This window comes from Devosia riboflavina (assembly GCF_000743575.1).
Taxonomy (GTDB): domain Bacteria; phylum Pseudomonadota; class Alphaproteobacteria; order Rhizobiales; family Devosiaceae; genus Devosia; species Devosia riboflavina.
In genome coordinates, this window is sequence record NZ_JQGC01000007.1 from 67,647 (window position 1) to 81,288 (window position 13,642).

The 13,642-nt window shown below is 61.6% G+C and carries 12 protein-coding genes; 4 read left to right on the plus strand and 8 right to left on the minus strand.

All coding sequences use genetic code 11. The annotated features are described in order from the left end of the window. Positions 1 to 302 precede the first annotated feature (302 nt). On the plus strand, positions 303 to 557 hold the full coding sequence (locus JP75_RS27350) for a helix-turn-helix domain-containing protein (RefSeq protein WP_084587579.1): 255 nt from the start codon (positions 303 to 305) through the stop codon (positions 555 to 557). On the opposite strand, the gene JP75_RS09500 is transcribed toward JP75_RS27350, so the two are convergent. Further along, positions 521 to 1,720, minus strand: coding sequence for an ROK family transcriptional regulator (locus JP75_RS09500; RefSeq protein ID WP_035082257.1), 1,200 nt, complete (start codon positions 1,718 to 1,720; stop codon positions 521 to 523). The genes JP75_RS27350 and JP75_RS09500 overlap by 37 nt on opposite strands. Positions 1,721 to 1,861: 141 nt before the next feature. Between JP75_RS09500 and JP75_RS09505 the strand changes: the two genes are divergently transcribed. The 3 genes from JP75_RS09505 to JP75_RS09515 are packed head-to-tail and all read left to right on the plus strand — an operon-like array spanning position 1,862 to position 5,544. Next, positions 1,862 to 2,908, plus strand: coding sequence for an HD domain-containing phosphohydrolase (locus JP75_RS09505; RefSeq protein WP_035082258.1), 1,047 nt, complete (start codon positions 1,862 to 1,864; stop codon positions 2,906 to 2,908). A gap of 19 nt (positions 2,909 to 2,927) precedes the next feature. Then, positions 2,928 to 3,419: a putative pterin-binding protein gene (locus JP75_RS09510; RefSeq protein ID WP_051960550.1), complete on the plus strand. Its 492-nt coding sequence runs from the start codon at positions 2,928 to 2,930 to the stop codon at positions 3,417 to 3,419. 52 nt (positions 3,420 to 3,471) lie between these two features. Next, positions 3,472 to 5,544: a hybrid sensor histidine kinase/response regulator gene (locus JP75_RS09515; RefSeq protein WP_160194668.1), complete on the plus strand. Its 2,073-nt coding sequence runs from the start codon at positions 3,472 to 3,474 to the stop codon at positions 5,542 to 5,544. Positions 5,545 to 6,120: 576 nt separating this feature from the next. Here the strand turns inward: JP75_RS09515 and JP75_RS09520 are convergent. From JP75_RS09520 to JP75_RS09550, 7 genes are all read right to left on the minus strand, one after another. Then, the gene (locus JP75_RS09520; protein ID WP_244446287.1) at positions 6,121 to 6,525 is read right to left on the minus strand and encodes a RidA family protein; all 405 of its coding nucleotides are present in this window, start codon (positions 6,523 to 6,525) and stop codon (positions 6,121 to 6,123) included. Between the two features lie 55 nt (positions 6,526 to 6,580). Next, a complete protein-coding gene (locus JP75_RS09525; protein ID WP_160194669.1) occupies positions 6,581 to 7,249 on the minus strand; it encodes a GntR family transcriptional regulator in 669 nt (222 codons plus the stop codon). Positions 7,250 to 7,391: 142 nt separating this feature from the next. Continuing rightward, complete coding sequence (locus JP75_RS09530; protein ID WP_035082266.1) at positions 7,392 to 8,558, minus strand: pyridoxal phosphate-dependent aminotransferase; 1,167 nt, start codon at positions 8,556 to 8,558, stop codon at positions 7,392 to 7,394. 43 nt (positions 8,559 to 8,601) lie between these two features. Next, positions 8,602 to 9,885 (minus strand): NAD(P)/FAD-dependent oxidoreductase, encoded by a 1,284-nt coding sequence (locus JP75_RS09535; protein ID WP_035082268.1) that lies wholly within the window; start codon positions 9,883 to 9,885, stop codon positions 8,602 to 8,604. A 2-nt stretch (positions 9,886 to 9,887) separates the two neighbouring features. Then, positions 9,888 to 10,844 carry an ABC transporter permease gene (locus tag JP75_RS09540; RefSeq protein ID WP_035082269.1) on the minus strand — a complete coding sequence of 319 codons (957 nt, stop codon included), beginning with the start codon at positions 10,842 to 10,844 and terminating at the stop codon, positions 9,888 to 9,890. Then, complete coding sequence (locus JP75_RS09545; protein WP_035082272.1) at positions 10,841 to 11,782, minus strand: ABC transporter permease; 942 nt, start codon at positions 11,780 to 11,782, stop codon at positions 10,841 to 10,843. The genes JP75_RS09540 and JP75_RS09545 overlap by 4 nt, the downstream gene beginning before the upstream one ends. Next, the gene (locus JP75_RS09550) at positions 11,779 to 13,626 is read right to left on the minus strand and encodes a dipeptide ABC transporter ATP-binding protein (RefSeq protein ID WP_051960552.1); all 1,848 of its coding nucleotides are present in this window, start codon (positions 13,624 to 13,626) and stop codon (positions 11,779 to 11,781) included. Before JP75_RS09550 ends, JP75_RS09545 begins: the two co-directional genes overlap by 4 nt. Positions 13,627 to 13,642 lie beyond the last annotated feature (16 nt).

A 13,642-nucleotide genomic window follows, 5' to 3' on the forward strand; every position in this document is an offset into this window, starting at 1 on the left:
CTCGGCATTCTATCCAACGATGCACACCCTGCCGGCGGCCGTGGTGGATGCCATGTTGACCAGGGGGGGGGCATCGGGCCAATCCGGTCTTGGCTGGCCCGCGGCAGACCAATGAGGCCGTAGTGGTATCGATGAATGTCTCCGCCCCCAACCCGGTGATCGCGGCGGTGAGCCAATTTGTGGCGCCATACGGCATTGTAAGCGCTGTCTTCGTACCTGTCCTATCTGCCACCGAGGATCTCTCGATTATCGGCGGATACTCATGTGGCGGAACGCCGTCTCCCGACGAAGTTTCATAATTGATGGTGATTGATACGGCGACGTCGCTGCGACTGCTCGAACTGCACTATCTTCCCGAGCCGCCGACGCATACGAATAAACAGGCTAGCGTCCTGCGGTGGGCTGCGGCGGGGAAATCAAATGGCGACATCGCCGAGATCACCGGGCTAACCCGGCGAAACTGCGAATGCTACAGGGGCGAGATCTTCCGTAAGCTGGGCGTTGCAACTCGTGGGCAGGTTCAGAGTCCCATGTCCGCCGCGTCGCGAGAAAAATAGCGCCGATATATCGGCATCAGCGCGGCACCCATGGCCGGCGCCCGTCCACCCAGATTTCCCTGTAGAACGGGTGGATGCTCCGATGTCAGCGTCGGCTTGTTTGCCAGGCGCTCGCGAACCTTCAGGACGAGCCGCTCACGTATGGTGTCAGGCAGGGCGCTATCGACGATGGCGAGGTCTGACTCGAGCATCGCATGGGCGTTGATAACCGCGATCGCTATCGCTCGGGAAGCGGCATCCAGCCATTCCTCGGTATGCGGGGCAAAGGCGTCCCAATTCCAACTCTCCGGCATGCCGGGAGGAATGGTCACGCCAGCTTTGGTCAGGCGTGCTTCGAAGGCGTGAATGGAGGCGACCAGATGTACGAAAGTGGGCTTTCCATCGTCCCCGGAAATGAGCATGCCCCCCATATTTGCGGCGTTTCCCCGAGCGCCCTCCCACAGCTTTCCGTCGGCAATCACGCCCGCGCCAATGAAGGTGCTGACCAGGAAGTAGGCGATGTTCCTGGGTCGCGGCGCCCCCATGGCCACGAGCTCGCCCCAGCACGCGGCATTGCCGTCATTGAATGGAAAAACCTCGAGGTCCGTGGCTTCGTTGAGAGCGGCCGCGACGTCCAAGTCTTTCCATTTGGCAACCTCTGACCTGGGTGCTCCAAGCAGATCGAGATTGCGGAAGATATTCGTTGGCATGGCGAGGCCGATGCCGATCAGACGGTCGCGAAATTCTTCTGGCACGAGGGTGCTCAGAATCCGGACCAGCGACGCGATCTCGCTGAAGATGGAGTCTGCCGCCGGAAAATCGTAGTGGCGGCTGTGCTCGCCCAGGACTTCCCCGGCCAGGTTCCGCAGGACGATGCGATAATGTTGCCATCCGAGCTCGCAGCCGATGGCGAAGACACCGTTTGGGTTAAGGTAGATGGGAACCGCCGGCTGGCCGCGCAGCCCTTTCCGGGCCTCACCTCTGGCAATCAGGCCAACACGCTCCAGATCGGCAAGCATCCGGGCGACCGACTGCGGTGCGAGATGGGTGCGCCGGGCAATCTCGGCAGCGGACGAACCGGCCTGGGTTGCTATCGCAGTCAGGACTGCACGTTCGTTGTTTTGGCGAAGCTCCGCTACCGACATGCGCCTCGCGCTGGGATCGAAGACATCCTGATCGGTCATGCGTTCTATCACTTAATCTTGCAGTGAGCCTTGATCCGCCCAATACGCATGTACCGCTTTAACGCAGCGCTAATCAACGAACCAGCGATCTCTTTTGTGCCGTAGAGAGATTTAATATGTGTGGGGCAACAGGAGGCGCAGATGCGTGTCGTGATCGTTGAGGACAACCGCACCAATCTAGAGGTGCTTACCCAGTTGATACGTCGAATGCCGGCGATCACTGTGGAAGGGTATTCGGAGGCGGCTACTGCGCTCGCCGATGCCCGAAGCCAAAGCTGTGATCTCATGATCATCGACAATATCATGCCAGGTATGTCGGGCCTGGAGCTTGTCGAGGCAGTTCGCGCACTCCCCAGTCATCGCTATGTGCCCATAATCATGATCACCGCCGACGCCGATCGATCGACGCGCCTCGCCGCCATCGACGCGGGAGCCACTGACTTTCTTGCAAAGCCCGTTGACCCGATAGAATTGCGGTCGCGGCTGACCAATCTCCTCGCGCTGCGCAGTGCTCAGAACCAGTTGGAAGATCGTGCTGTCCACCTAGAGGCCGAAGTTGATCGAGCGACCGCCCATCTTCAGCAACGGGAAGAGGACATGATTTATCGCCTGGCCCGCGCGATCGAGGTTCGTGATCATGAGACCGGGGACCATGTCGAAAGGGTTGCCCGCGTGGCAGGCATAATGGCTAGGGCCATGGGTCTTGGTGCCGACTTCATCCAAACGCTATGGCTGGCCGCTCCGCTGCACGATGTTGGCAAAATCGGCATTTCCGATGCAATCCTGAACAAGCCGGGTCGGCTCAACGGCGCCGAGTTGGCTCACATGCAGCTACACCCGATGATCGGTGCAGAAATTCTCGCCGGTGGTGCCTCCGACATGCTCAGGATGGCCGAGCAGATCGCTCGTTGCCATCATGAAAAGTGGGATGGGAGCGGCTATCCAAATAGGCTTGCTGGCGAGCAGATCCCGATTGCGGCCCGCATAACGGCCGTGGCCGACGTGCTCGACGCCCTTTGCAGTCCACGCAGCTACAAATCCGCCTGGCCGGCCACCGACGCTCGCGACGAAATCCTTCGCGGCGCTGGAACACATTTCGATCCCGCCTGCGTCTTTGCGCTCGATCAAGCCTGGGCCGAGATCGCTCCTATCTACACTTCGCGTTTCGACGCTGTCGACGCTGCCTGAAAGGTTGAAAATGAACAGAATGATGTCTGCGACTGCGCTCTTCCTGATAACCTTGGCGCCGGCCACTGCCGTGGAAATGGCATTGCCCACAGGAACCGAAATCCTCGAGGTCAACGGTTCCATTACCAGCTCCAACGCTGACGGAAAGGCCATCTTCGACCTCGAGATGCTGGACACCCTTCCTCAGCGCGTCACCAAGGCAATAACGCCCTGGTACACAGGCGAGCGTGAATTCAGCGGCGTCATCATCAGCGATCTTCTCGAATACCTGGGTGCAAGCGGTGACAACGTAACCTTTACCGCTCTCAACGACTACGCCGCGGAAATCCCCATGGAGGAACTGGAGAACCTGCCGATCATCCTGGCAACCCGGGTCGACGGTCAGGAGCTCTCGGTTCGCGACAAGGGGCCGCTCTTCGTGATCTACCCATTCGACCTGGATTCGGCCCTCTACAACGAGGTCATCTTCGGTCGATCCGTCTGGCAGGTTGCCTCGGTGACGGTTCACTGAAATGCCACAGGCGACCATCAGGGTGAGGCGTGCCGTCTCGCGAAGGATTGGATTGGGGATCGTCATCCTCACCATCCTGAGCGTAGCTCTGCTGACTTCTGTGATCTGGTTGTTCGTCGGCCTCAATGAAAGGCAGAATGCAGTCCGGGCCAGTGTCAGGGAGGACACGGTCTGGGCAGCGTATCAGGCCGATCGCGAGGCTGCCCGTCTTATCGAAGCGACACACGATGCCATGGCAAGCGGGGATGTCGCTCAGGTCAGCAAGCGTTTTGATATCCTCTTCAGCCGCACGCAGCTGCTCATGCAGGGGTCCTACGCCGAGATGTTCGGTGCGTCATCAGCTGCCCAGGAACTGGCAGCGGCGGCCGGCGATCGCATAAGCGACCTCGTTCCCATAATGGATATCCTGGTCGCCGACCCGTCGCTCTTCTGGGATCGGCACGAGGAAATTCTCCAGCGGGCAGAGGCCACCAGGAAGGCCACCGGCGAACTTTTGGTCGCCACCAATGCGGCCATCAACCTGTTGCGCCTCAACGAGCGCGAAGGAACGCTGGCGACCTATTGGCGTATAGGCGCGAGTGTGGCAGCCCTAACATTTGCTCTGGTTTTGATCGTCGCCTTGCTGGGGGTTCAACTCTTCCACATCTCCCGAAGCGGGAGGGAAGTGGAGCTGCTCAGCCGACGCAATGCGCGTGTGGCCAAGCAGGCCAAAAGTGCCAGTGCGGCGAAGTCGGCATTCCTTGCGACGATGAGCCATGAGATACGGACGCCGCTCAATGGCATTATCGGAATGACGGAGCTCCTGAAGACATCGAGACTGGATGCCGACCAGGCGTATCAAGTTGAGACCATCCGACATTCCGGCGACATGCTGCTCGACGTCATCAATGACATCCTGGATTACTCGAAGTTGGAAGCTGGCGCCGTCCGCTTCGAACCCAAGTCAGTAGACTTGCGCGAGATTATCGGGCCGATCGAGTACATGATGCGGCCGCGGGCCGAGAATGCCGGGCTGAAACTCACCTTTCGGTATTCCGATATCCGGGTGTCGGCAGACGCGAACCGCGTTCGTCAGGTGCTCGTCAACCTGATCGGCAATGCGATCAAGTTCACCACCATCGGTTCGGTTGAGGTTCTCGCGCGCGTATTGGACCAGCGGCTCAGGCTTGAAGTGAGGGACACCGGTCCGGGCATTTCCACTCAAGATAGTGGCCACCTGTTCCGAGAGTTCAGGCAGCTCGATAGTTCCAGTACCAGGTCTTTCGGTGGCACTGGCCTGGGCCTGGCGATATGTCGTCGGCTGGTTGAGGTGATGGCAGGTGAGATCGGCGTCGATAGTGTCGTAGGGGCGGGCAGTACGTTCTGGTTCGAAATCCCCGTTGGACCGATTTCGGGTGCGACCAGCCCACATGCGCCCAGTCAGACTACGCTGCAAAGCACCTTTTTGGGGCACGTTTTGGTGGTCGACGATAATGCCGTCAATCGTGACGTCGCCATCGGCTTGCTCAAGACGCTCGGCATCACGGCGGAGGGAGCGTCCAACGGTCATGAGGCCATAGCGACGATTGGGGAATCCAACTTCGATCTGATCTTGATGGACATGCAAATGCCTCAGATGGATGGACTTGAAGCAACACGGGTTCTGCGTGCGTCTGGGTTGAGAACGCCGATTGTGGGGCTAACGGCGAACGCATTCGAAGCTGATCGCGTGGCCTGCATTGAGGCAGGGATGAATGACCACGTCGCCAAGCCTGTGACCAAGGAAAAGCTCGCCACACAGCTGTCAAAGCACGTCGACTTGGCAACCCCCTCAACCAGCAAGCGGTGGGATCTCATCGTAGATAACGATTATCAGACTGCACTGAAAGAAGCTTTGGGCGAGCAAGAGTTCAGGCGACTTGTCGAGGATTTCGTTTCCTCCTGCGGTACACTGCTGTCGCAGGCTGAAGCCACAATTTCGACGGGTACGGCAGATGAACTCGATCGGGTGTTGCACACGCTGAAGGGCGCGGCGCTAACGCTGGGTTTCATCTCGATTGCTGACGCCTCTCAGGCAGAACGTTCGAAGGAATTCGGATCGGTCAGCTTATCTGGGTTGCGGGCGGCCGTCGGGGCTTTGGTCTGACCATGATCCGAATAGACGGGCAAACGCCGAGTGCCAGATATAGTTGGATCTGCACCGGCCTCCCTCTGATCGAGCTAACGCCGGCCCAAACGTGACTTACCCGGCAGTAAATCCGCGCGGCAGGGGCGAACTGCATGCTATGTTGCTATGCTTGGCGTTGCGCTTGGCCTCGCCATCATGGGCACTGCCGCGGCACTCGGTGCAGCCACATGATCAATGCTTCTCCCGCTTTGTTTTCAGCCTTCGTTGGGGCGGTGTGGCTTAATCGCTAGCGTGGCTAACCCCTCGTAGTTTATGGGTTGACATAGCCGTCCTGAGGCATACGGGCATTTGAAACTGGTATGTGTCACCGACCCCGATAAGACAGGTATCTCCCCACAGGACGGCGGCATCAATATCGTGCTTTATGAAGCCGATGGCCGCTTTTGGCAGAGCGAGAACTTTAGCAGAATGACCGAAACGGTGAAGGGTTTGGGATGCCGTTCGGCGTCGCAAAGCCGAACAAGAACTCTATCGGCGATAGAGTCGAACATCATCAACGACGTCTATAGCTTCGCGACTGTGGGCGAGGTTGCTTCAATTCCCCCGCTTTCGAGCGGTTACCTCGATCTCGACTTTGATTTCCTCGACAGGGAAACCACAGATAATCGTCGTGTTCGTGGGGCGAGGATCCGAGAAAGTCTCTCCCAGGACCTTCGAGACGGTCATCACGTCCCGACGATCAGCAACGTAGACATTCAGTCGAACGATATCAGCAAGACTTGCGCTGGCTTGCTCCAGGGCCTTGGCGATGGTGCGGACCGACTGACGCGTCTGCTCCTCTGGGTCGGGTGAGATAGAGCCGTCGGGATTGTGTCCTGCGGTGCCGGACACGAAAACCCATTCGCCATCGACGAGCGCGCGCGAATAGCCGGCGATCTTTTCAAACTTCGATCCAGAGGAAATCGCCCAACGGTCCGCTGACATCTTTTGTACTTTCATTTTTGGTGGTCGGCATTTCCGAAGACCACAATGCTGCAAACCCACACGGGTGGTCCTAAGACGCGTCGCGCGCGCCGTCTTCTGTTGCGAGAATTTCCAGCAGCAAGTCCTGCGAGGCCCGGATATCGGCTTCGCAGGCAACTCCTAGCGCATCCCAATCGCCGCTTTTGATTGCGTCGATCATCGCAGCGTGCTGGTCGGTAAAGCCCGACCGGCGCTCGGTCTTGAGCAGTTCGCTCATCCGGTCGGAGAGAAAGCGCACATAGGGCCCTGATCGCAGCCAGAGGTTTTCAATCTGGCTCATCAGCACGGCGCTGCCCGCCGCGCGATAGATGTGGAAATGAAATGCCCGGTTTGCGGCGGTCATCTCGGTGTTGTTTCCGGCGCTGGCGCTCGCCCTGTGATGCTCGAGTATCTGTTCGAGCGCGGCTATGTCCGCCTCGGTGAGCCTGGGTCCGGCTATGCGGGCGGTCGCACCTTCGACGATCATGCGCGCGAGAGTGATGTCACGCAGTTCCGGCGCCGTGATCGCGGGAACGTAGGCTGTGCCCGCCGCGGAAATGCTCAGGGCATTCTCAGAAGCAAGGCGCCGCAGGGCCTCGCGAACAGGCATGTGCGATGTATGAAATCGCTCGGAAAGGGAGGCAATCGTGAAGGTTTTCCGCGCTTCGAAAGCCCCAGACATCAAGGCATCGCGCAATTGCTCATAGACGAGGTCATGCACAGTCTTGCGCGAAGAAACTGGTTTCAGCTCACCGGTCGAGAATTTGCTTTCGAGCAATCTAGTACCCTTTTGCATGTGCTGAAGACCGCCTGTTCTTTGCTAGTATGATCAAAGGACGTCTGCCGCAACACGGAAATACCGGTCAGCCAAGCTGCCGGATGAAGCCCGCCACGCGGTCCATGGCGCGATCGATGTCGTCCAAAGACAGCGCTCCAAAGCAGAAGCGTAGGCGCCCCTCGCCAGCCGGTCCGTAAAAACTGCCTGCCTCGACGACGACCCCGGCTTCGTCCATCAGCCTTTCTGCCAGGGTTTGCGCCGAAAGGCCGAGCTGCGAAATATCGGGAAAGGCATAGATGGTCCCCTGCGGCCAGGGGCAGGTCACGCCGGAAATCTGGTTGAGGCGGGTCACGACGCGATCACGCTTCTCCCGGTCATCGGCAATCAACTCAGCCAGCAGCGCCGGATCGCCACCCAACGCCGCCAGAGCGCCCTCCTGTATGAAGGTGTTCACATGCGTCACGTCATTCGCCGTGATCTTCAAGATCGCGCCGATTGCCGCCTTGGGGGCCGCCAGGTAGCCGATGCGCCAACCGTCCATGGCATAGCTCTTGGTGAAAGCGAAGAGGGTTACCGTGCGCTCGGCCATGCCGGGGAGCGCGGCAATGGAGATGTGCTGGGCCTCGTCATAGACGATCTCCTCATAGACCTCGTCCGAGACCACGATCAGGTCGTGGCGGATGGCAATGTCCGCCAAAGCCAGCAATTCCGCGCGCGAATAGACGCGACCGGTCGGATTGCAGGGATTGATCAGCACGATCATCTTGGTGCGCGGGGTGACGCTGGCCTCGATACGCGCCGCATCGATGGCGTAATCCCTAGCGGCGTCGAGTGGCACCGGCACCGCTATGCCCCCGGCCAGCTCGATCTTGCCGATATGCTGGGGGTAATAGGGTTCGAGCAGGATGACTTCGTCGCCATCGTCGATAAAGGCCATCAGTGCCGCATAGGAGCCGTGGGTCAGGCCATTGGTCACGACGATCTGGTCGGGCGAGACGTCCATGCCGTTCTGTCGGGCCAGCTTGGCGGCGGCGGCCTCACGCAGTGGCAGAATGCCCGGCAGGTCCGAATAGTGAACCTTGCCAGCCTGAATGGCGGCAATTGTCGCGTCCTTGATGTGCTGCGGCGTGTCGGCAAAGGGCTTGCCCAGTTCCATATGGATCAGGTCGTCGCGGCCGCTGGCTGCGGCGCGTGCATACATGCCGAAGGATTTTTTCGAAGTGCCGGTGATGCGGCGGGCTAGTTGCTTCATGTCACTGATATCCTGACGGCGTTCATGGTCGCTTGTTGTGCGATCATCGGGCCAATCTGTCCTTGAGGCGGGCCTGGAGGAGGGCGGCCGAGGCCACGATTGGCGTAAAGCGATGGAAGGGCAGCGGGCGCAGGGGCCGCAGCGGAATAGGCAATTGCTCGGGGTCTTCGCCGAGGGCAGCGCGGGCCAAGACGCGGCCGAGCTGCGCCGTCATGGCGATGCCGCGACCATTGCACCCAATGCCGCCGAACCAGCCCTCGCCCAGTTTATGAATGCGCGGCATGAAATCGGGCGTCATGGCGGCGACGCCGGTCCACACCACTTCGGGCGTCACGGCCCGGGGCAGGCCGAGCTCGCTGCTGAGCCGTTCGGCAACGGCGCGACCGAGGCGCTCGAAAGCGCCAAGGGGAATGGCTGCCATGCCGCCGCTGATCAGGCGATTGTCGCGATCGAGCCGATAGGTGAAGAGGTTCTGGCGCGTATCGCCGACGGGGCGCCCATCGGGGGCGATACGCCGGACCGTTTCGGTATCGGCCGGGGAGGTGGCGATTTGATAGACGCGCAGGGGCACGGTCGAACGGCCCATGCGCGCGGCAGCGCCGGTCGTGAAGGCATTGGTGCAGAGCAGCACCTTGCTCGCAATGAGAGCAGCGCCCGAGCGCATCGTGAGGCGCCAGCTGGTGCCGTCGCGCGTCACCTTGTCGACACTTTGCCCCTCATGCACGCTACCGCCGCGGCGGCGCACGGATTGCACGAGGCCACGCAGATAATCGAGCGGATGGATGGTGCCGCCTTCGGCGTCGAGCAGGGCGCCGGAATAGATGTCCATACCGGTCTGTTCGCGGATCTCATCAGCACCGAGGAAGGAGACGGGACGCCCGAGATCGCGCCAGAGGGCAGCGCGGGCTTTGAGCGTTTCGGCGCTGGCGGCGCCGAAGGCCGGGTTCAGCCACCCGGTCTGGCGCGCATCGCAGGCGATGCCCTCTTCCTCAATGGTGCGGAACACCGCATTGGCACCGTCACCGACGAGGCGCAGAAGGGCATTGCCGCGTTCGGTGCCGAGTTTGGCGCGTACGGTGTTGGGATCAGCCTTGGCAAAATTGGGGACGACGAAGCCGGCATTTATGCCGCTGGCGCCGGCGCCGATGCGGCCCGCTTCCAGCACGGCGACGGAGCGTCCGGCGATGAGCAGTTCGCGGGCTGCGGTGAGGCCGGTGAAGCCGCCGCCGATCACTGCGACATCAACGGATTGAGGCAGCGTGGCGTCGGTTTCTGCCGGTAGCCGCGCCGTGCGTGTCCAGAGCGTGTCCGGGGGGGGAAGAGGCATGGTCAGGTCCGGATCCGTGGATCGAGCAGGATGTAGAGGAAATCCACGATCAGGTTGGCGATGACGATGAAGAAGCCGGCGAGCATGACCACGCCGATGATCACCGGCCGGTCCTGCGTCTGCACCGATTGCACGGCCAGCGAGCCGATGCCCTGGAGGCCGAACACCTGTTCGGTGACCAGCGCCCCGCCCAGCAGCGCGGCGATATCGGCACCAAGCTGGGTGGTGAGGGGCGAAAAGATCGAGCGCACGCCGTGCTTGTAGACCACCTTGCGTTCGGAGAGGCCCTTGGCGCGGGCGGTGCGGATATAGTCCTCGCCCAGCACTTCGAGCAACTGGCCGCGGGTCAGGCGGGCATAAATGGCGGCGGAGGTCAGCGCCAGGGTGAACCAGGGCAGCATCAAGTGCCAGGCCCAGAGGCCGGGATTGGGCAGGAAGGGGCGGAAGCCGCCGGGCGGGAAGAGGGTGAAGCCGGCCTGACGTGGCACGAAATAGAGGAAATAAAGCGCGGCCATGCCCAGAACGAAGGATGGGAAGCTGACGCCGATCAGCACGAAACCCTGGCCCAGCCGATCGACAAGGCTGCCCGGCCGTCGCGCCGACATGATGCCAATGGGAATGCCCATCAGCAGCCATAGGATGACGGCGCCGACGCAGAGCGAGATGGTTGCGGGCATGCGGTTCTTAATCAGCTCCAGCACCGGCTGCTGATTGCGGTAGGAATAGCCGAGATCGCCGCTGAGGCTGCGGCCGACAAAGCTGAAATATTGCTCGATGATCGGGCGGTCGAGGCCGAGATTTTCGCGCACCTGCGCCACCTGGGCCTCGGTGGCGCGTTCACCGGCGACGATACGCGCAGGGTCGCCGGGCGCGACGAAGAACAGGGTGAAAACGAAGCCGCTGAGCATGATGAGGACGAGCGCGGCAAAGCCGATGCGGCTGGCGATGAAGCGGATCATGACGCGGTCCCCACGGACGTCTTCTTTTTCTTCTTCTGCACCTTGTTGCGCATGCTGGCGGGATCGAGCGCGTCGCGCAGGGCGTCGCCCAGGATATTGAAGGACAGGGTGGTGAACAGCAGCGCCAGGCCAGGGAACAGCACCAGCCACCAGGCGAACATGTAGATCGAGTTATTGGCCGCCTCGGCCAGCATGCCGCCCCAGCTCGGGGCTGGCGGTACGATGCCGAGGCCGAGGAAGGAAAGCGTCGCCTCGAAGATGATCGAGGTGGGCACCATCATGGTCGTGTAGATGATGATCGGTGCACCCAGATTGGGCAGGATGTCGGTGAACATGATCGAGAGATGGCCGGCGCCCATCGAGCGGGAGGCGAGGACGAATTCGCGCTCCTTGAGCGAGAGGACCTGGCCGCGGACGACGCGCCCCATCGTGGTCCAGGAGAAGAAGACGATCACCGACAGGCTGAGCGGCAGGCTGGGGCCGAAGACGGCAACCAGCGAGAGCATGCAGAGCAGCACAGGGATGCTCATGACAAGGTCCATCAACCGGCCCAGTACGACGTCAACCCAGCCGCCGAAATAGCCGGCAACAAGGCCGATGGTGACGCCGATCACCGCGGCCAGCAGCGAAGCGACGACGCCGATGGACAGCGAGATACGGGCGCCATGGGCGAGACGGACGAGCACGTCGCGGCCCAGCTGATCGGTGCCGAAAGGGAACCTGCCGCTAGGCGGCACGGGCAGGCCGGTGGGGGTGAGGCCCACATCGAGGAATTGCGCGGTGGGGCCATGGCCTGTCAGCGCCGCGATGCCATCAGCGCCGATGGCTGTTGCCACCAAAGCAATGATGAAGAGCATGGCCACGAGGCCGGCGCGGTCGGCGAGAAGGCGGCGCAGGGTAAGCTCCAGCGAGCCGCGCTGCTTGATCTCGGTGCTCATGGCATGGCTCCCGACGACTGGGGATCGGCAAAGCCGCCGCCGCTCTTGCGATAATGGGGATCAGCCGCCGCCAGCAATTCGCGCGTATAGGGGTGCTGGGGGTGGTGATAGAGCGTCTCGGTCTCGCCACGCTCGACCACCTGGCCGGCCTTCATGACGAGGATCTCGGAGCTGACATGGCGCACGACAGCGAGGTCGTGGGAGATGAAGAGATAGGAGAGGCCCAGCTCGCGCTGCAGCCTGGCGATGAGATTGAGGATCTGCGCCTGGATGGAGACGTCGAGGGCAGAGACCGGCTCGTCGAAGATGATGATCGAGGGATTGAGCGCCAAAGCGCGGGCAATGCCGATGCGCTGGCGCTGGCCGCCGGAGAATTCGGACGGGAAGCGATTGTAGTGCTCGGGGTTGAGCCCCACGATTTCCATCAACTCGCGCACCTTGTTCTTGCGTGCGGCGCCATGGGCTACTTTCTGGATGCGGAAGGGATCGCCGATGATCGAGCCGACGCGGCGGCGTGGATTGAGCGAGCCGAACGGGTCCTGGAACACCATCTGCACGCGCTTGCGCATTTCGACCCAGTCGCGACGGTCGAGGCCGAGGACACTCTGGCCCTCGATGATTACATCGCCCGAGGTGGGCGGCAGCAGGCCGGCGATGATGCGGGCGAGGGTCGACTTGCCGCAGCCGCTTTCCCCGACAATGCCGAGCGTCTTGCCACGGGGCAGTTCGAGGCTGACACCCTTGAGGACTTCGAGATTGATGCTTTTGCCGAACAGCGACCGGCCGCCATAGGTCAGGCGCACATCGGAGACCTTGACGACGATGTCGGAGCTCTGCGCCACGACCGGCGGCTCTTCCGGGATGGCGGGAACGGCAGCGGCAGTGTTCGACGCCTTGTCTTCGAGCCAGCAGAGCGAGCGCGTGCCATCGGCGAAGTTGCGCAGCGGCGCACGCTCCTGGCGGCAGATGTCCATGGCGGCTGCGCAGCGGGGCGCGAAGGCGCAAGCTTTCTGCTCGATGAGGAGGCTCGGTGGCTGGCCGGGAATGGAGGGCAGGGCTCCGCGGCTCTCGTGACTGGGCGAGGAACGGAGGAGGCCAAGCGTATAGGGATGAGCCGGTGCCGTCAGCACCGCTTCGCCGGGGCCCAGCTCCATCCGATTGCCGGCGTACATGACCATGGCGTGGTCGGCGATGGAGGAGAGCAGTTCGAGATCGTGCGTGACCATGATGATGGCGGTGCCGAGCTCGCGCCGCATCTGGTTGAGGAGGCTGATGATCTGGGCCTGCACGGTGACGTCGAGTGCGGTGGTCGGCTCGTCGGCGATCAGCAAAGCCGGGCGGAGCACGATGGCCATGGCGATCATGACGCGCTGGCGCATGCCGCCGGAAAACTGATGCGGGTAGTCGCGGACGCGCTTGTCGGGATCGTGGATGCCGACGCGTTCAAGAATGTCGATTGCCTCCTGCAGCGCCTCGGCCTCGCTCACCTTGCGATGGGTGCGGATGGCCTCGGTGATCTGAGCGCCGACAGTGTAAAAGGGATGGAGGCTTGAGAGCGGATCCTGCGAGATCATGGCAATGCGATTGCCGCGCAGGCGCTGCATCTCCCTCGGCGGGAGGTCCAGCAGATTGCGGCCCTCGAAAAGAATCTCGCCCGAGATGATAGCGCCGGGCAGAAGGCCCATAATGGCCTGGGACAGAACGCTCTTGCCCGAACCGGATTCGCCGGCAATGCCGAAGAGTTCTTCAGCCTCGACATCGAAGGAGACGTCGCGGGCGGCGTGGACATGACCGTCGCCGCTGGGCAGATCGATGTTCAGGTTGCGGACGGAAAGAACGGTCATAAAGAACTATGTCGCC